The sequence below is a fragment of the Prevotella sp. DNF00663 genome, from assembly GCF_001553265.1.
Lineage (GTDB): Bacteria > Bacteroidota > Bacteroidia > Bacteroidales > Bacteroidaceae > Prevotella.
In genome coordinates this window covers 21258-41725 of sequence record NZ_KQ960646.1, presented here as the reverse complement: position 1 = coordinate 41725, position 20468 = coordinate 21258, and the positions used below count along the sequence as shown (strand labels likewise).

The window sequence follows — 20468 nt, the reverse complement described above, 5'->3', positions numbered from 1 at the left end:
GCTGAAAAGTCGAGGCAGCGATGCTGAGAAGCTGCTGCAACAGCCCCACCCCCAGCTATTACCTCTCTCGTTTACCGTCGTACCGGCTGAGCCGACAGCGACTACTCGGTCGATGACCGATGGTTCCCCAAAAGGGGAGGGAGATGGTTTTAAGTGGATAAGTAGACGAGATTAGAGTGAGAAGTGATGAGTTATGAGTGGTGAGTAGGGGTGAATTGCATTCGCCCAATAGCAGTTTTGCGTTTCGGGGGGTACCTAAAGGCACTCAAATCTCATATCTTTATCACTCCGCCAGCCGTTGTTTCACTCCGGCAAGCGGCTAACACAGAGGGTAGCCACGGTGTGGCTTGCTATTATAGTGATAGGGTAAGAGTAGGAATTGATGAGTTTCCTGCCTGAAAGGCAGTGTTGTCTTTCACTATTTGGGCGAGGGGTTACGGCTCTTGGCGAGGATTTTCCTTCGTACAAACTGCGTTGGCTTTTACCGTTTAGCCAAAGGTCTATGGTTATTGTAAAGGGTTATCTTTCGGATAGATGGGACGATTTGGGTGAGTGCTATTCGTCTCTAACGCTCCCTCAGCAAAGCTTCTTTCGCTCTTCGAGGAAGGCCGAGATGGGACTTTTGTACCTTTTATTTCATGCCGATGATTCAATTTTTCTATCCAACAGGGTGTACACCTATTTATAAATGATTATCTTTACAGTCAGAAAAGATACTAACCATAGAAGTATGAAGTTAATATTCAATATCGAGTACCATACCGTTTTTGGTGAAGAATTGTTGCTCAACCATGTTGTAACAGGTAAAGACGGTGAGAAAAAGGTATCTCAATATCGTATGTCGACGGTCGATGGACAGCATTGGACGTACCAGATGACGAAGGCGAAGAGTGCACAGAACACGGTTATCAGTTATTTCTATAGCGTGGATTGTGAGGGAGCCAGTCGACGACAGGAGTGGTCGACCGAGATTCACCGGCTAGAACTGAATGCCGTGAAAGGGACAAATTACACTATTTACGACCGATGGCTGGAGATGCCGGAAGACACTTATCTGTATAGTTCGGCTTTCACGGAGTGTGTGAATCGTCGTCGAACAGTCATACAACAGCCTACAGCATTCAGTAAAACGGTGCGTGTGATGGTGCGAGCTCCGCAATTGCGTGCCCATGAGCGGTTGGCCTTGGTAGGACGGACGGATGCCTTAGGCTCGTGGAATACGGCAAAAGCTTTGCCCATGTACGAACATGCACACAACGAGTGGACGATAGATTTGCATGCCGACAGCCTTGTAGGCAATCGCATGGAGTTTAAGTTCGTGGCCGAGGGCGTTGCTGAAGATCCCCTGTGGGAGGTCGGTTATAACCGTACCATTGAGTTGGCGGATATGAAAGAAGGCGATGTGGCTGTTTATTTGCTCAACCAGTCGTTCTTTGAAATCAGCAACCGACGATTGGCTGGAACCTTAGTTCCCGTGTTCTCGCTACGCTCTAAGGATAGTTTTGGTGTGGGCGATTTCGGAGATTTAAAGAAAATGATAGACTGGGTGAGTACCACTGGACAGCGTGTGCTGCAGGTGTTGCCCATTAACGATACCACTATTACGCACACATGGACCGACTCTTATCCTTATAGCTGTATCAGTGTGTTTGCCCTCCATCCGCAATACGCCGATTTTACTCGGTTGCCAAAGCTCAAGAGTGTGAAGCTTCGGAAGGCATTTGAAGAGAAACGGAGAGAGTTGAACAGTTTGTCACAGCTGGATTATGAACAGGTAAACGAGGTCAAGACAGCTTATTTGAAAGAGTTGTTTGCCCAAGAGGGTACACAGGTATTGGCATCGGCCGATTTCAAGAAGTTCTTTACCGAGGCCGAACAGTGGCTTGTGCCCTATGCCCGATATTGCCAATTGCGCGACGATTATGGCACTGGTGATTTCTCGCAGTGGCTCGACCATCGCGTATGGGATGAGCATGAGCGCAAACAATTGAGCAATCCTGCCAATCAAGCATTTGCCGGTGTGGCTTTCTATTATTATGTACAGTATATCCTCTATACGCAGATGGTTGGCGTACATGGCTATGCACGTAGCAAAGGCGTTATCTTGAAGGGCGATATACCTATCGGGGTGAGTCGCTACGGTTGTGATGTGTGGATGGAACCACGCTACTTCAATCTCAGCGGACAGGCCGGTGCGCCTCCCGACGACTTCTCCGTAAACGGACAGAATTGGGGATTTCCCACTTACAACTGGGAGGAAATGTTGAAAGACGGATGTGCTTGGTGGAAACGCCGGTTCAGCAATATGCAGCAATTCTTCGATGCTTATCGCATTGATCATGTGTTGGGATTCTTCCGAATATGGGAGATTCCCATTGAGTCGGTGCATGGTTTGCTTGGGCAGTTTGCTCCGGCCATCGGCTTGAATCGCGAAGAAATTGAGGCATACGGCCTTCATTTCCGCGAAGAACGGTTCTTACGACCTTATATAACAGACGAGGTGGTTACTCGACTGTTTGGAGAAAGAGGTGCGGAAGTGAAGCAGATGTATTTGAAAGAGTTGCAGAAAGGAGTCTACGAGATACGCTCTGAATACGATACACAGCGAAAAGTGGAGGCTATCTTTGCCACTCGGACGGGTGAGAGCGACGAGAAATTGCGCGAAGGCCTCTATGCGCTTATCAGCGATGTGCTGTTTGTGCGCGACAGAAAGAATCCCGACTTGTTTCATCCACGTATCTCTGTCCAACACGACTACACTTATAAGGCATTGGATGAAGCTGATCAAATGGCATTCAACCGTATTTATGACGACTATTTCTACCGTCGGAACAATCAGTTTTGGTATCGAGAGGCGATGAAGAAGTTGCCCCGGCTGATACAAGCTACGCGTATGATGACGTGCGCCGAAGACTTGGGTATGGTGCCCGATTGTGTGTCTTGGGTGATGAACGAACTCAAAATATTGAGTTTGGAAATACAGAGTATGCCGAAAGAGGCCTTTGTTAGGTTCAGTTATTTAAGTCGGAATCCGTACCGTTCGGTATGTACCATCTCCAGTCACGACATGCCTACGTTGCGACAGTGGTGGGATGAGGATGCTGACCGCACGCAACTGTATTACAATACAATGCTCTATCGTGGTGGAAGTGCACCGCATCCGTTGCCCGGATGGTTGGCACGAGAGATTATAGAGTGCCACTTGGTATGCCCGTCGATGCTTTGCGTGGTGTCAATACAAGACTGGCTGGCTATTGACGAGAAGTTGCGACTGGCCGAAGCCAATGCCGAACGTATTAATATTCCGGCCAATCCGCATCATTATTGGCACTACAGAATGCACGTGAATATAGAAGATCTCACGGCCAATGTAGACTTCATGGAGAATTTGAAAGAGTTAATCAAGAAGAGCGGACGGTATTAATATCCGCTCATAAGGAAAAAGTTGTATTCTATGAAAATGAAGATTGTATTAGCAATGCTGCTACTGCCATTGTTGGCTGTGGCTCAAACGATTACTTCGCCCGATAAGAATATCGTGGTAAAGGTAGGGGTAAACGGCGGTCGCCCTTGTTATGAGATGTCTTATAAAGGGCAAACGGTGGTGCGCCCCTCGTATCTAGGCTTGGAATTGATCAATTATCCTAGTTTGATGGAGCATTTTATGATAGACAAGACAGAGCAGTCTACTTTCGATGAGACATGGAAACCCGTGTGGGGAGAGGTGTCACAGATTCGTAATCACTATAATGAAATGGCCGTAACGCTGCTACAGACCGATACTAAACGGCGACTGGTGATACGCTTCCGTGTGTATGATGATGGCATGGGATTCCGCTATGAATTTCCCAGACAGGAGGGAATGGACAATATCGTCGTGAAAGAAGAACACTCGCAGTTTGCCATGACGGGCGACCATACGGCTTATTGGATTCCCGGCGACTACGATACCGACGAATATGAATATCATATTTCTAAGCTTTCGGAGATTCGCGGACTCATGAAGCAAGCCATTACACCGAATGCAACGCAGACACCTATCGGTCCGACAGCGGTTCAGACATCGTTGCAATTGAAGACTGATAAGGAGTTATATATCAATATTCACGAGGCGGCATTGGTGGATTATTCGGCCATGCACTTGGTGTTGGACGATAAGACGATGACCTTTGAATCGTGTTTGACGCCCGACTCGAAAGGCAGGAAAGGCTACTTGCGCTGCCCGGCAACGTCGCCTTGGCGTACGGTGATGGTGAGCGATGATGCACGTAACATCTTGGCTTCTCACTTGATACTGAATTTGAATGAGCCATGTAAATTGACTGATACGTCGTGGATTCACCCTGTGAAGTACATGGGAGTGTGGTGGGAGATGATAACGGGCAAGAGTACGTGGAACTATGCTGACTATCAAGCTATCAAACTTGGGGAGACCGACTATACGAAATTAAAGCCTACGGGGCGGCATGCACCCAATAATGTTCGTGTGAAGGAGTATATCGACTTTGCCAGTAAGCATGGATTCTCGCAATTACTGGTCGAAGGCTGGAACCAAGGATGGGAAGATACGTGGCAGAAGCAATATAACTACAGCTTTACGAAGTCGTATCCGGACTTCGACGTGCCTATGTTACAAGCTTATGCCAACGCCCGCGGCATGAAATTAATGATGCATCATGAGACATCTTCGAGTGTAGTGAACTACGAACGGCAGTTGGATGCAGCCTATCAATTTATGAACGACAATGGTTACGACGTAGTGAAGAGTGGCTATGTAGGTAATATCTTCCCGAATGGTGGGCATCATTTCGACCAATGGATGATAGACCATTACCTCTATTGTGTGAAGGAAGCGGCTCGACACCATATTATGGTGAATGCCCATGAGGCTGTCCGGCCGACGGGATTATGCCGTACTTATCCGAATATGATAGGCAATGAGTCGGCTCGTGGAACAGAGTTTCAAGCGTCGGAAGGGTGTACTCTCAAGCATGTGACGATACTTCCGTTCACTCGTTTACAAGGTGGACCGATGGATTATACGCCCGGTATCTTCGAAATGGATGTGAATAAGGTGAATCCGGATAACTATGCGAGGGTCATGGCAACCATCTGTAACCAGTTGGCATTGTACGTAACGCTATACAGTCCGCTACAGATGGCGGCCGATTTACCGGAGAATTACGAAAAACATTTAGATGCATTCAAGTTCATAGAAGATGTGGCGGTAGACTGGGACGATTCACGTTACTTGGAAGCCGAGCCGGGAGAGTATATCACGGTGGCCCGAAAGGCGAAGGGAAGTGAGGAATGGTTTGTAGGTAGTGTGGCTGGGAACCATGCCCATGAATCGAAGTTGAAGTTGGATTTCCTGACTCCCGGCAAGCAATACGAAGCTACGATCTATTGCGATGGGAAGAAGGCTGATTGGAAAACAAATCCTACTGATTATACCATTAAGAAAGTAAAGGTGAATCATAAGAGTTTGTTGAAGCTACGGGCTGTATCGGGTGGCGGTTATGCCATTTCGATAAAGGCTGGGTATTAAACTAATTAGGCTTATTAGATCTATTGATCTAATAAGCCTAATATAGTAGCATCAATCCCGCAAAAGCGGCATAACCAATCATGTGGATGGGATTGATTTTGATGATTTTTGTTCCTATAAACGATGCTACGAAGAGCATCACACAAATCCAAAACTTCCAAGGATTGGCCGGCGTATAGAAGTTTTCCGGCGTCATGAGCAGCAGAGTGGCAGCGGCAAGGAGTCCTACGACAGCCGGACGCAGCCCCGTGAACACGCTTTGTACGGTCGGTGTGTGCATGTACTTCATGAACATCTTGCTGATAAGAAGCATGATGATGAACGAAGGAAGTACGAGGGCGAAGGTGGCTGTAGCCGAACCTAGGCTAGACATAAGCATGCCATAGCCAGCATTATGTACGGCTGTGTAACCGCAATAGGTAGCCGAGTTTATGCCAACCGGGCCCGGTGTCATCTGACTGATGGCTATCACGTTGGTAAATTCGCCCATCGTCATCCAGTGCCATTTGGTTACTACTTGTCCTTGGATGAGTGAAATCATGGCATAACCGCCACCGAATCCGAAGAGACCTATCTCGAAAAACGTGATGAAAAGGAATAGGAAAATCATTTATTCAGTGGTTTTAAGGAATTTACCATAGATATATCCGCCCAGTCCGGCGGCTATAATAATGTAGATAGGGTTCACGTTGAGCAGCCAAATGGCCAATGCGCCGAGAATTGGAATCCAACAATTGGTGAGCGTAATATGCGCACTCTTGGCCAAATTGAAAGTGGGTACCGCTATCAAGGCAACGACTGCAGGACGGATTCCGGCAAACATGGCGGCGATGACAGGATTATCTTGGAATTGATGGAAGAACATCGCGATGAGCAAGATAATCAAGAAAGAGGGGAGAGCTGTCCCGAATGCGGTACAGATAGCTCCTCTGGTCTTGCGCAATTTGTAGCCGATGAAGATGCTGATGTTGATAGCGAAGACGCCGGGACAACTCTGTGCAATGGCTATCAAGTCGAGAAACTCTTCCTTGTTCACCCATTTGTGTCTGTCGACGACGTCGGCTTCAATCATCGGAATCATGGCATAGCCACCGCCAAAGGTGACGAGTCCAATCTTGAAAAATGTCTTGAATAGTGTTGTATACATCAGATGAAAGCCCCACCCCTTCCCTCCCTGTGGAGGGGGAGGGAAACTTTGAAAGGTAAGGGTTTGTTTATTTCATGATCATTTGTAAATGTTTGGCATCCTCTCTCCTCTATGGAGGGGGACAGGAAGAAGCTGTTAGGCTTGTTCTATCCATTTTCTCGCATTAACGAATGCTTCAATCCATGGAGTCACTTCGTCGTTTTTGCGGTCTTCAGGATACCAAGCGTTCTGCCAAGGGAAGATAGCTCGCTCCAAATGAGGCATCATTGCGAGATGGCGACCATCGTTGCTACAGATACCAGCTACGTTGTAATCGGAGCCATTGGGGTTGCCCGGATACTCTGCATAGTTGTATTTGGCAATGATATTGTAGTGGTCTTCGGGTTCAGGCAGATAGAAACGACCTTCTCCGTGAGCCACCCACAGACCCAGTTTAGAACCGCTGAGCGAACCGAACATGACACTCTCGTTCTGTGGAATGGTCAAACCGAGGAATGAACTTTCAAACTTCTTTGACGTATTATGGCAAAGATGTGAGCGGTGTTCGTGCTCAGGATTGATAAGATTGAGTTCGACCATGAGTTGGCAACCGTTACAGATACCTAGTGAAAGGGTGTCTTTGCGAGCATAGAACTTGTCGAGTGCCTCTTTAGCTTTGGGGTTGTAGAGGAACGCGCCGGCCCATCCCTTGGCGCTACCGAGTACATCGGAGTTGGAGAAACCGCCACAGAAGACTATCAAGTTGATGTCTTCGAGGGTCTCGCGACCGCTGATGAGGTCGGTCATCATTACGTCCTTAACATCAAAACCGGCCAAGTACATCGAATAAGCCATCTCGCGTTCGCCGTTCGTTCCTTTTTCTCGGATGATAGCTGCTTTGATTCCTGACGGCTTACGGCGGTCAGCATTGAGGCCGTATTGAGCCAATGTGCCTTGGAAGTTGGCCGGGAATCGCACCTCAACAGGCTGTTTCTTGTAGTTGGTATAGCGTTTCTTAGCCATTCCGTTCATGCTTTGTTTGCGGTCGAGGAGGTAAGATGTCTTGTACCAAGTGTCGCGTAGGGCATCTATATCGAATGTATGTTCCCACTCATTCTTCTTCACTACAAGTGTACGTTCGTTGGGTGTGGGGTATCCAATCTTCGCAAATGCCACGCCCATGTCGTCCATAAAGGCCATGAAGTCGGCTTTATGCTCGTCTGAAACCTGAATCACGACACCGGGATTCTCGGCAAACAAGTTCTTCACTACGTCGTCACCGCCTAGATTATAGAGGTTGATACGCATACCACCATGGGTATTTGCGAATGTCATTTCAAGCAAAGTAGTAATCAAACCACCTGCAGAGATGTCGTGACCTGCCATAATCCAGCCACGACGAATGAGTTCTTGGATGGCATTGAAGCAGTCGGTGAAGTACTCAGCGTTTTTGACTGTGGGCACATCATCGCCTATCTTGTTGAGGCTTTGAGCAAAGGCGCTACCACCAAGTCGTTGTTCGTCGAAGCTGAAGTCGACGTGATAGAGGCTTGAATTCTTGTCGTTAACCAGCACAGGACTTACCACTTTGCGTATATCGCTGACTTCTCCGCCACTGGAAACGATGACAGTACCCGGTGAGATAATCTTTTCGCCGTTGGGATATTGCTGTGTTAGCGAGAGGGAATCCTTCCCGGTAGGTACATTAATATGCAGTTCGCAGCAGAAATTGCTTAATGCTTTCACGGCAGAATAGAGTCGCGCGTCTTCTCCTTCTTGCGAACGACAAGGCCACATCCAGTTAGCTGACAGGCTCAAACTATCCATTCCATCGGCTAATGGTGCCCAAACAATGTTGGTAAGCGATTCAGCCACGGCCAATATACTGCCTGCTTCAGGATTGGCCAAGCCTGCTTGAGGGGCGTGTCCCAATGCGGTTGCGATACCTTTTTGGCCACGATAGTCGAGCGCTACGACTCCACAATCGGACAAAGGTAATTGTATTTGACCTTGACATTGCTGTCGTGCAATCTTTCCTGTGACCGAACGGTCTACCTTATTGGTCAACCAGTCCTTGCAAGCAACGGCTTCTAGCTGTAGTACACGGTTCAGATAGTCGTCGATGTGGTCTGCTTTATCATATTCTACGTTGCTGTAGTGGCGCTCCTTGGTGCTATCTTTCATGATAGTCTTGGGTGAATGACCGAACATTTGAGCCACATCGAGGTCGAAAGGCTTTACTCCGTCGCCCTGTTTGAAGGAGAAGTGAGCATCGCCGGTGGTCTCTCCGACAACGTACATCGGTGCACGTTCGCGCTCAGCAATATTCTGTACGTGTTCCAAATGAGCCTCGTCGATGAGCAATCCCATGCGCTCTTGGCTCTCATTGGCAATGATTTCCTTTGCACTCAGTGTCTTGTCTCCGATGGGAAGTTTGGTCATATCAATCTCTCCACCGCACTCTTCTACAAGCTCAGATAAGCAGTTTAAGTGACCGGCAGAGCCGTGGTCGTGGATACTAACCACTGGGTTGGTATCTTCTTCTACCAATGCACGCACTAGATTATAGGCACGTTTCTGCATCTCCGGGTTCGCACGCTGCACGGCATTCAACTCAATACCATTGCTGTAACGGCCGGTGTCAACCGACGATACCGAGCCTCCACCGAGCCCGATACGGTAGTTATCGCCACCAACCACAACTACCTTGTTGCCCGGTTGTGGCTCTCTCTTCAGACAGTCGCGCTTCTTTCCGTAGCCCACACCGCCTGCCAACATAATCACTTTATCGTATGCATACTTCTCATTATTCTCTTGATGCTCGAACGTTAAGAGCGATCCGGTAATCAAAGGTTGACCGAATTTATTTCCAAAATCGCTTGCTCCGTTACTCGCTTTAATCAAGATTTGCTCTGGAGTCTGGTACAACCACTGTCTAACAGGGAGTATATCTTCCCAGTCGCGTTGCACTTCAGCTTGTCCATTGTCGTCCTTCAAGCGTGGATAAGCAGTCATATAGACGGCTGTTCCTGCAATAGGCCATGAGCCGGTACCGCCTCCCATACGGTCTCGAATTTCTCCTCCGGTACCTGTAGCAGCACCGTTGAAAGGTTCTACTGTGGTGGGGAAGTTGTGTGTTTCGGCCTTTAATGAGATGACACTCTCTATATCCGATACGCGGAAATAGTCGCTTGTAGACTGGTCGGCAGGTGCAAACTGCTCAATGGTAGGGCCTTGTGAGAAGGCTACATTATCTTTATAAGCTGATAGAATCTTGTTCGGATTTTCCTGCGTGGTCTTCTTAATCATGGCAAAGAGCGACGATTCCATCTCTTTCCCGTCGATAATGAAAGTTCCACCGAATATCTTATGACGGCAATGCTCGGAATTTATCTGTGCAAAACCGAATATTTCAGAGTCTGTAAGAGGACGTCCATTCTGCTTCTCAATCGTGTGTAGATATTCCATCTCCTCTTTTGAGAGCGCCAGACCTTCGCTTTCGTTGAATGCTTCGAGGTCTTCTACTCGCTTGATAGGCTCCGGTTGATGGCTCACAGTGAACACATCCTGCCCGATTCCCTTGTACATGCGCTGCAACATAGGGTCGTGTTCGGCCTCTTCTGTATCTACAGGGAAGTATTCCTCAATACGCGAAATGCCGTTAAGACTCATATTCTGGGTAATCTCAACGGCATTCGTACTCCAAGGGGTAATCATTTCACGGCGCGGTCCGACAAAGAAACCGTCCAAATGTTGGGTTTCTACCAAACTGGCATCGCCATAGAGCCAGCACAGTGCATCTACTTCGCCTTGAGAAGGTTGGTGGTCTATCTCTGTGGCGATTACACTCTTAGAAGGAGTTCTGAAAAAAAGAATCATACTATCAGTATATTATATATAGGTGATTTATTCTAGTTGCAAAGATAGTTGAAAATAAGAGGAATACAAAGGAAAATCAATTTTCTTTCCTTTGTATTCCTCAAATGATACTTGCGACGTTGCTATTATTTCTTGATTTCAAATGGCTTGCAGTCCAACGATGTTGAGACAAGCATGCCACCAACTTTGGTTGTCATTGGTTTTATGTTGCGTAAAGCCTTGAAGTGGATGACGAACAGCTCCTGACTACCGCTCAAAATGGCTTGGTCTCCAATGTTGACGAAGGTGGGGTAGAGCACTTTCTCGCCATTCTTATGCAGTCTGTCATTGGTCATGTTCATCATATTCTTGACTGCCAACGGCTCTATCTTCATAAACTTCAGCTCGGCTTCGTTGTAAGGGAAGTTCAGCCCGATGGCATTCACAGCCTTCAAATCCTTACCCGATACCACGATTTTCACATCATCATCGGTACTATAGGTGGCTTTGTCGAACGCTATGGATACGCTTCCGTCCACCTTTTCACTGCTTGCGCGGGCTCCGCCGTCAAGTTTGGTAGCTACTTCGGATATGTCTTGCGCATCGATGAGACCGTTACTGTTTAGGTCTCCCTTGCTGATGTAGCCTTCGAAGTCGGAGTCTCCCTTGCGTAATCCAGTGTAGTTGAGGTAAGATGTGAGGTCGTTGCTGTCTATCTTGCCATCTTGGTTTAAGTCTCCGGGGATATAGGTTTTGGTTCCCGGGACCTTGAATACGTAGATTTCACGGCCGGACAGGTATTTGTTTACAGCCTCGTTGATGACGAATTTCACATAGCGTACTTCCGGATTGTTGGCAAAAACTATTTCTTTGGTTTTCTCATCATTAGCCCAATTGAATGCAATTGGTTCGCTCCATGTCTTCTCATCGGCACTTACCGATACATTTCCCTTGAGGAATCGGCCAGAGATACCACCGTTGCGAGGCAGATACTGTAGCTTGTCGAGGGTGTTGGTGCTATGTAGGTCGATGACCAGTTCAAACGGTTTGCCGTTCTTATCCATGTAATCAAACCAGATATCGCCCTTGTCTGAGAAGTCGAAAAGACGTGAAACCTCGTGGTCTTCAGCCGATGTTCCGCTTGATGTCTTACCTGTCAGTCCATGGATAGCAAACTCCAACGGGTTGGATTTTGTTGTTGCTTGGAAGGCAGTCCAGTCTGATACACCGTCTTTGTTCACCGCTCTTACCTTGAAGTTATATTGGGTGAGTGGCTTCAAATCGCTGAAAAGCAATTGCGGTTCACGGATGGTAGAGTAGATCATACCATCGTATTCCACTTCATAGTAGTCGGCATTAGGCACTGCTTTCCATGTCGGTGTCAGCGTATAGGCTGTTGTGTTAGCCTCTGTTACGGCAACATCGACCGGTGCTTGCAATGCTCCGGTCTTTTGAGCGAGTAGGTTGGGGCGATCATAGGTGTAGCCTTTCATGAGCAATGCTACGGTATTGTCGGCCGTATTCACGCTTTCTATCTTCACCCACATCTGTGGATTGCGCCCTTTGGTGTGCTTAGCAAGCGCGTCGTCTTTCAATCCGAAATCTGCTAAGGTGGGAGCCTCGTTCATCCAATAAGCATTCTTGGCTGCGTCGAAATCGGCTTTTGAATGCACGGCTTGCAACTTCACAGTCTGCTTCCCGTCCTTGCCGATGAAAGCTTTGACGGCTTTTGGTTCCGCTGTCAGATTTACTACGAAGATGGTTTGTTTGTCTTTTTGTTGCCCTTTGAACTCTCCTTTGGTGGGATTCACCGTTACTTTTAGTTCTCCCTTGCCCGAAAGTTGCGATTCTATGAGTGTGGTGGCACCTTCACCGTGCCTATATGCCTCGGTCGTTCCGTCGTCATCGTATAGAGTAAACGATGTCTTGCCTTCGGGATAGAGGCTTATTATGCGCAACTGCTTGTCTATCTCCGAGGGGTTATTGCTTGTCATTGTCATGGGGATGATGGCTCCTGCCTTCACAAACACAGGTAACTTCCATAGTGGTGCATCGAAGTTGTTAAGCAATTTTCCTCCCTCGTACACATCGCCGGTGAAGTAATCTATCCATTTACCCTTTGGAAGATAGATACCATTGCGCATGTCGGTGCCCTCTTTGTCGGCTTTGGTAGCTTGGTAGATAGGTGCTACGAGCAGCGATGGTCCATACATATATTGATATTGTGTCATGCTTCCGAGCGTGAAAGCATTTTCGTCGTCGAGGAACATGGCACGCATGATGGGCTTACCTGTTACTGCTTCATGACTGATGGTGTAGGTATAGGGGAGTAATGCCGACTTCAACTTCAGGTAATAGCGGTTGAGCGCTATGGCTGTATCGCCCAATGCTTGCGGATATTTGGGGTTAGAGCCCCATCCATCCATGTTCAACTGCATGGGTGTAAAGGTCTTCCATTGGAAATCGCGTACGTTGACGGCTAAGTCTTTACCACCAAAGATACCGTCCATATCGGAGGTAATGTTGGGCATACCCGACAATCCTGCACCGATATAAGTGGGAATATGGAAGCGTATATACTCCCATTTACCACCTGTTTGGTCGCCCGACCACACTCCGGCATAGCGTTGTGTGCCGGCCCAACCGTCGAGTGTGATGATGAACGGACGTGCATTGTTGCCATAGTAAGGCATAATCTGCCCCACATCGGTGACACCGTTAAGACCGAACGAATAGCCGTCGCCCACCCAAGCAACATCGGTCTTGAGCACGCGAACGCCTGCATCGCGCACCTCTTTGACGATGTCGCGCTGCAAGAGAGCGCTTACTTTCGGGTCGGGATGCAATTGCGACTGTGTCCAAAGGCCTATCTCGACGCCATTTTTGCGTGCATAGTCTCCAAATTGGCGTAAGTTGGCGATGTTACCATCAAGTGTTTCTGTCTGTCCGTAGCCTGCACCGTACCCGTCATTGGGTAGAATCCATCCTAAGGGCATATCATATTTCTTGTAGCGGTCTATCACTGCGCGAGCCGAGAATTGGTAGTTGTTCAGCTCACCATTCAGACTTTCTTTGATGCCTCCATTGTCTTTTTGGCTCTCGGTATAGTATTTCCCATCTTCAAAGAGGATACCTTTCTTCTTATCGGTGGTCTCTTTCCAGAAGTCGCGATTGTAGGCATTGAGGTGCCCTTCGTAGAATGCGAACTTAGGGAGCAACACCGGGTAGCCCGTAAGTTGGTAATAATCGTCTAAAAGGGCTGTGGGTTTGTCGTCTACCATCACGAATAGATCGAGATAATTGGCATCGTGCGATATGGAGACCTCATCTTTCTTTTTTGAACCGAAATCATATAGTCCCGGAGCAAAGGTGTAGCACATCACGCCGTAGCCACCTGTCGACCAATAGAAAGGGGCAGGTGAAGCCACGCCACCGTCTGTCCAACTGTTGGTATTGACGATTTCAATCTGCTGCCCACGATGAGAGAAACGTCCATTCTGCACACCACCGCCGTAGAAATATTCGTTGGGCTTTCCTTTCAATGTCATGATGTACTTGCTATGTTTGAAGTCTACGGGTGCAGCTTGTTCCATAACAATGTTGTTTTTAGCCAAGTCGGTTACTTTAAGTAAGCCGGTCTGCTTGTCAACACGGACACTTACACGATTGGTAGAGATGGTGAATGCATCGTTTTGGGTCGCAATGCTGAGAGGCTTGATATTCTTTCGTGCGTTCGACACGAGTATTTGAGCAGGTGGGTTGGCTTCCGGTGCACGGAGAATCCCACCGTGATTGTCTTGAAACAGGCGGAAAATGTTATCGGAATAAAAGTCTACGGTCATTCGCTCGCCACTGGTATAGATGATTTCGGCAGTCGTAGGATTAAGCAGCGTGACCGTTTTTACGTCTGTGTTGACTTGGGTTGAGGCCGATAGTGTACCGGCTGAGGCCAGCAACAGTGAGATGGAAAGTAACAGTTTTTTCATGACTAGGTGTTAGTTCTATAATTGATAGGTGTTTGACAAATGGATAGTCGGTAAAATATTAGTTGTATATCGACTTGTATGGTACAATCAATGAGGGGCAAACCTCACTGTGCTTACCGAACGCAAAGTTATAGAAAAAATCTTGGGCGTGATGGAATTTCGTAAAATATTTGGTGGAATGACTCTTTATTCATACGCAAAACCGGAGACCATCTTTGCTTTTGCTCGACAGTCTCCGGCTATGAATGGGTAGCTTCTTAGGCTATTTTAGATTATTCTTAGTGTTATTGCTTCTACCAAGCACTCTTTTTTACTCTCCTTGTTACTCTTTCTCCGGTGCCTTATCAATCAAGTCCATGAATTGATCGAGCTTCGGAGTGATGATAATCTGGGTGCGACGATTGCGCTGTTTGCCCAACTCTGTATCGTTACTTGCCACAGGATTGTATTCGCCACGGCCACCAGCGGTGAGACGCTTAGGCTGAACTCCGTAGTGGTTTTGCAGATATTGCACCACCGAAGAGGCGCGCAAGGCACTCAAGTCCCAGTTGTTGCGGATGTTTTTCATCTGTGGAGAATCGGTATTTACAGGCACATTGTCGGTGTTACCCTCAATCAATACGTCGTAATCCTTGTAGTCCATGATGATTTTAGCAATCTTACTGAGTGTCTCAGCAGCGCGGTCGTTGATTTCGTAGCTACCACTCTTGTAGAGCATGTTGTCGGCCAAAGAGATGTATACCACACCTTTCAGTACCTGTACGTCAACCTCTTTCAGCTCTTCCTTGCTCAGTGAGCGAGTCAAATTGTTGGTCAACACCATGTTCAACGAGTCGCTCTTGCTCTTCACCTCTACCAAGTGACGGATGTATTGATTACTTTCGTTGATTTGGTCTACCAATTTTGAGATGTTGATATTGTTAGAGTTGGCATTGGTCAAACTTTTGTCGAGTGATGATTGCAGGTCGGCATTCGCTTTACGTTGTTGGTTTAGTTGGTCTTGCAATGTACTGACGCGTGCATTTGCAGCTGCCAATTGTTCCTTTGTATTCTGATAATTGGTTGTAAGTTCGCGATTCTCGTTCTGACAATTTAGCAATTCCTTTTTGCTGGCACAGCTAGTTACCAACAGTCCGGCAGCAAACATCATAAGTATTAATCCGTTCTTTTTCATAATCTATCTAAGTTTTAGTTGTTTATAGTGTACAAATATATTACTTACTCTTGCAATGTGGGGGAAACATCGGTGGCTTTTAGATTCTTTTAACCTGAAAGCACTGGTTTTTAAACTATTAGACAAATCGTTGCTTATAATTCTTCTAGTAGATGTGAGCAAGCATCTTCTATTAAGTCGAGTGCATAATCGAAGTCGTCCATTGTCCCATAATAAGGATCGGGAATAGTGGCGGATTGATGCTCACGTAGGCAGTCGGCCAACATCTCTACCTTATTCTTATCAGCATCGGTGCGTGCCATTTGGGTGATGATACGATAGTTCTCGTTGTCCATCACATAGATATGGTCGAACCGAGAGAAGTCGGATGTTTGGAATTGGCGTGCTTTGTGGTCGAATTGATAGCCTCGTTTCATACCGGTCTGGCGCATGCGAGCGTCGGGCAGTTGCCCAATATGCCAGTCGCCAATGCCGGCAGAGTCAATCAAAATATCTTTCTCACGTTTCGCTTCTTTCACCAAATGAGTCATCACTCCATCGGCTGCGGGGCTTCGACAAATGTTGCCGAGACAGATAAACAGTATCTTCTTCATATTCGCAAAGATACAAAAAAGTTCTGGAATCACCTCTTTTTGGCAGCTTGGCGTACTAGAAATAGTTCACTAGTCTATCTATTTTATTGTAAGATATGCGAAGATATGAAACAATATGGAATTATGTTAAAAACAAGTATAAGTACCAAAAAGTGGCGAAATCCCACGTTATTCATATGAAAAAATGTGTAATCTCGCCATTTTTCCATACGTATCGTCTTGCGATGAGGATTTTTTCTCTTCTTCATATAGCCCGTGTTTATTGCCGATATAATACTTTTATTCCATGGTTTCATAATCCATGAATTTATAAACTTACAAATTTGCAACGCAATTCATAGGCTTATAAACCTCAAAACTCATAAACTAAAACTGCTGCAGCGGCTTGACAATCTTGCTGCCTAGCCTTTTCAGCGTTCTTGGGAAGTCCATGCAGCAATGCTGAATGCTCGTTGCAGTTATTTGAGTTTGTGAGTTCTTGAGGCTATGAGTTTTGAGTTAGGAATGAAAAGTGAGGAGTTATGAGCTAGGAATGATAAGTTGTTAAACTTGTATGTCATAATATTTTGTCCTAAAAAATATTTGATTGATTTCTTTTTCTGTATCTTTGCGCTATTAACTAACTCAAATTCAGTATGAAAAGAACTTTACTTTGTGCGCTGGCATTCTACATTTCATTGATTTGCAGTGCCCAAATTGATGTGTCACCTATTTTTGGAGAGTATACTGGAAAGATAGAACTAGACGTTTCTCCATTGCCAAAGAAGGTGAATTACGTTATTTCTAAGGGTGCGAGTGAGGGTACTATCAAGTTGGTACTCAAGAGCTATGAAGTAGGAGGAAGTCCCTATGGGGATATTACACTTGATAAAGTTCCAGTTACTCAAAGTGCAAGTGGTTTCGTTTTTGGTAAGTTGGAAGGAGTTCCTTGCTATACGACAGTTACAAGAAGAGGACAGAAACTTGATGCAAACCTAACTTTATCGCTCGAAGGAGAGACGAATGGGGTAAAAGGAGACGAATTGACTGTGGGCTTAAAGATTTCACAGGGGAAAGATGTACATACTAAATTCGTTGGCAAAAAAGTGGCAACAAGTATTACAACGATACAAGGTGGTAATAAGAAAGCAGATGTGTATTACCACATCAACGGCAGTAGGGTTGTAAACCCCACGAAGCGTGGTGTCTATATCATCAATGGTAAGAAGGTGTTGAAGCCGTAATAAAACGAGGGAAACCGATTGGTTTCCCTCGTTTTCGTATCTCTGATTCTCTCAATAGTTATTTTATGGTTCATCCGAGGAATCGAGTGAACCGGCAATGACTGCCCGAAGGGCAGCCCTATTAATAGCCGTAGTGTTGGAGCGAAGCGGAAACCTACGGAAACAAGAATAAAGGTATTTGAGTCTGACAGACTCCCCCTTTCGGTTATAAGATTGTTGGGCAGTCTTTCAGACTGGATACTCTCTTTCGCACACTACCGTAGGCTTAAAGAGCCACGGCTATGAAAAAGGGTAGTCCTCCGGACTATCAGCAATGGCAATATCATACGATTTGTCGGATGAACCTATTTTATTCTCCGCGCATTCTAAATTCCCAATCCGTCTGAGAATGACACGTCGAGTGCCTTACTCTGCAATAGTTTGGAGTGGGGAGGCACACTATTGGTCACCCAAATGTTACCACCGATGATGGTATCGTGGCCAATCGTGATGTGCCCTAATAAGGTGGAATTAGAGTAAATGGTCACGTTGTCTTCCAAAATGGGATGGCGTGGTGTGTCTACATGCTGCGAAAAGCCTTTGCCATCGAGTTTAAAATTCTTAGAACCAAGCGTTACACCTTGATACAACATGACGTGGTTGCCGATGATACAAGTTGCTCCGATGACCACACCTGTACCGTGGTCGATGGAGAAATACTCTCCAATCTGGGCTCCGGGATGGATGTCGATGCCGGTAGCTGCATGGGCTTGCTCGGCCATGATGCGCGGAATGACGGGTACCCCCATTCGTAATAGGTCGTGAGCCACGCGATAATGCACCATGGCTTCGATGACTGGGTAACAGAAAATGACTTCGCTATAGGTGTTGACAGCCGGGTCGTTGGCATAGATAGCTTTGACATCGGTGTAGAGCATGTGCTTGATTTGGGGCAGATGGTCGATGAAATGGTAGGCTAACTGCTTGGAACGCATGGACAGGCAGTTGTCGTCGCAACAGTCATCGTACTGTAGTGCGAGAGCTATCTGTTTACGCAGCAGCTTTACCAATTGTTCCATGTTGACACCAATGTGGTATGAGCGGAGATTGTCATCGCTCTGTCGCTTGTCGAAGAAGCCGGGGAAGACAATCTTCTTGACCAATGTTATTATCTCGCGAACGGCATCTACCGACGGCAACAGTACTTCTTTGGCAGGTAACATCTGCTGTTCGTCGTCGGAAACTTGTGTCAACAACTTCACATTCTTTTGGAAAACCTCGTCTAGTGTCATCTTTTATAACTCTTTATTTTACGTTGCAAGTCTATGTATAGATAGAAGTAAGCAGGAGATACCGGGAGTAAACGGAATATAACGGACATTTGTCTGATAACTCCTCCTAACTCCTTTTAACTCCCGATAACTCCGGAGTAGAGCATCCATGCGAAACTCCTATCTCTTTATTTTACTTTGCAAAGTAACAACTAAAAATTAAAAAAACAGACTTGATGGACTAAAAACTACCGTTGTTCGGCTTGTATGGCTTCGCCAGCTACTGCTTTCTCCATCATTTTACCGTAGTCTATTTTCGTTTGAATGAGCTCCGGGCGGTTGTAGGTGTACATGAACGATGCGTAATAGCGTGGGTCGCGCTGCGGTAGAACGAATGGCTTGGTTGCCCGACCGGTCTTCGAGTCGAAGTGAGCGAAGTAGGGACGCGTCCACAAACCGTCGCCGCGCTTGCTACTGAAGGTGAACCATCGGCCGTTAGACGACCAACAATGCCAACTATCTACGTTGTTGCTGTTGACCTCGGAGAGTGCACGTACTGCTCCGGTAGTCATATCGAGTAACCAAAGGTCGCTCTCCGGATGCCAAATGGAGAAGTTGCCATAGGCCGAGAGGGTGAACATGAGATAGCGACCGTCGGGTGATACCACGGGGAACGAGACCGACTTGCCGTGCTCGGAAGCTGGGAAAATAATTTTCAAGGAGTCTAAATGACCTGTCTGCTCGTTGAATCGGACGCTGCAAAGGTCGTAGCGAATGCTGTCGAGACGGTGGTGTTGATCCATGGCTTTGGCTCTGCAAAAGTACAAGGTCTTGCCATCGGGAGCCCAAAATGGGAATGTTTCGTAGTAGGTATCGTTGTAAACGATGGAGTCGGTGAATGTCTGATGCTTCTCAACATCGTATACCATGAGGTCGGCAGCAAGGTCTGAAACTTCTATAGGCTTTGTTCCTGCCGAGTGGAAGAACTGTTGTATCTCGTTGGAAGAGAATGCTATGTATCGGCCATGAGGATGCCAAGCAGGGTAGGTGGCACCGCGTTTGAAGCCTTCGGGCTTCGGTTCTATTTTCTCGATATGGCCGTTGTGGTAGATAATTGTGCCTCCCTGTTTGCCTCGGATATGTACCATCATATTGTCGGATGAATGCTGACTGAAGGAATGACAGTTGATACATTGGTGGTCGAAGTTTGAGTTTTCCATGACGGCAGACTGCTCGAAGCTAGTCAAGTCGCGTTGATAGATACCCATTTCGTTCCAAAGTTCGTAGCCGGGGTAGAGCAGTCGGTAGACCAAATAACTGTCGATGGAATCGGTAGATACCGTGTTGATGAGGTCGCGGTAGCGAGTCCATTTGCCTTGTTGTTCTATGCTGATGCGGAAATAGACTTGTTTGCCGGCTGCTTGTACCAAAAGTTCCTTCCAATCGTCTAATGGAATGTCGACTGTAGGTTTGTCGTCTTGCACCAAGATGGCAGCCTCTTGCCCCACAATGCCAATCTCCGTTTGGTAAGCATCGCCTTTCTTTTGAATCTCAAAGTTCATGGGAGCGATGTTTACCGGCATGGTTATGTCGGTATAATCGGGATAGATGGCCGGCTTTTCGTTTGATACGGCATCGGGTTGATGATAAGATGTGCAGGCCGAAAAGAATAGCAGGGCCAGCGATATGATGGATGTGAGATGTTTCATG

11 protein-coding genes are annotated in these 20468 nt (G+C 46.8%); 3 read left to right on the top strand and 8 right to left on the bottom strand.

Annotation, left to right across the window (positions count from 1 at the left end):
* The first annotated feature begins 730 nt into the window (after positions 1–730).
* Together HMPREF3034_RS09145 and HMPREF3034_RS09140 are read left to right on the top strand one after the other, a co-directional pair.
* The gene (locus tag HMPREF3034_RS09145; RefSeq protein ID WP_062435023.1) at positions 731–3424 is read left to right on the top strand and encodes a 4-alpha-glucanotransferase; all 2694 of its coding nucleotides are present in this window, start codon (positions 731–733) and stop codon (positions 3422–3424) included.
* A 30-nt stretch (positions 3425–3454) separates the two neighbouring features.
* Positions 3455–5548 (top strand): glycoside hydrolase family 97 protein, encoded by a 2094-nt coding sequence (locus HMPREF3034_RS09140; protein WP_062435020.1) that lies wholly within the window; start codon positions 3455–3457, stop codon positions 5546–5548.
* 37 nt (positions 5549–5585) lie between these two features.
* Here HMPREF3034_RS09140 and HMPREF3034_RS09135 read toward each other — a convergent pair whose 3' ends face one another.
* The 6 genes from HMPREF3034_RS09135 to HMPREF3034_RS09110 form a co-directional block, all read right to left on the bottom strand.
* Positions 5586–6158: a chromate transporter gene (locus tag HMPREF3034_RS09135; protein ID WP_036896620.1), complete on the bottom strand. Its 573-nt coding sequence runs from the start codon at positions 6156–6158 to the stop codon at positions 5586–5588.
* Positions 6159–6695: a chromate transporter gene (locus tag HMPREF3034_RS09130; protein WP_062435017.1), complete on the bottom strand. Its 537-nt coding sequence runs from the start codon at positions 6693–6695 to the stop codon at positions 6159–6161.
* 135 nt (positions 6696–6830) lie between these two features.
* Positions 6831–10553, bottom strand: coding sequence for a phosphoribosylformylglycinamidine synthase (gene purL, locus HMPREF3034_RS09125; RefSeq protein WP_062435013.1), 3723 nt, complete (start codon positions 10551–10553; stop codon positions 6831–6833).
* A gap of 125 nt (positions 10554–10678) precedes the next feature.
* On the bottom strand, positions 10679–14518 hold the full coding sequence (locus HMPREF3034_RS09120; protein WP_062435010.1) for a TIM-barrel domain-containing protein: 3840 nt from the start codon (positions 14516–14518) through the stop codon (positions 10679–10681).
* A gap of 322 nt (positions 14519–14840) precedes the next feature.
* Positions 14841–15692, bottom strand: a complete 852-nt coding sequence (locus tag HMPREF3034_RS09115; protein ID WP_036896616.1) for an OmpA/MotB family protein — start codon at positions 15690–15692, stop codon at positions 14841–14843.
* A 134-nt stretch (positions 15693–15826) separates the two neighbouring features.
* Positions 15827–16285 (bottom strand): low molecular weight protein-tyrosine-phosphatase, encoded by a 459-nt coding sequence (locus tag HMPREF3034_RS09110; protein ID WP_036896615.1) that lies wholly within the window; start codon positions 16283–16285, stop codon positions 15827–15829.
* Between the two features lie 635 nt (positions 16286–16920).
* Between HMPREF3034_RS09110 and HMPREF3034_RS09100 the strand changes: the two genes are divergently transcribed.
* The gene (locus HMPREF3034_RS09100; RefSeq protein ID WP_062435004.1) at positions 16921–17508 is read left to right on the top strand and encodes a calycin-like domain-containing protein; all 588 of its coding nucleotides are present in this window, start codon (positions 16921–16923) and stop codon (positions 17506–17508) included.
* A gap of 365 nt (positions 17509–17873) precedes the next feature.
* Here the strand turns inward: HMPREF3034_RS09100 and HMPREF3034_RS09095 are convergent, their stop codons facing one another.
* Both HMPREF3034_RS09095 and HMPREF3034_RS09090 read right to left on the bottom strand, forming a co-directional pair.
* On the bottom strand, positions 17874–18779 hold the full coding sequence (locus HMPREF3034_RS09095; RefSeq protein ID WP_036900378.1) for a serine O-acetyltransferase: 906 nt from the start codon (positions 18777–18779) through the stop codon (positions 17874–17876).
* A 227-nt stretch (positions 18780–19006) separates the two neighbouring features.
* On the bottom strand, positions 19007–20467 hold the full coding sequence (locus tag HMPREF3034_RS09090) for a TolB family protein (protein WP_062435001.1): 1461 nt from the start codon (positions 20465–20467) through the stop codon (positions 19007–19009).
* Between the last annotated feature and the right edge of the window lies 1 nt (position 20468).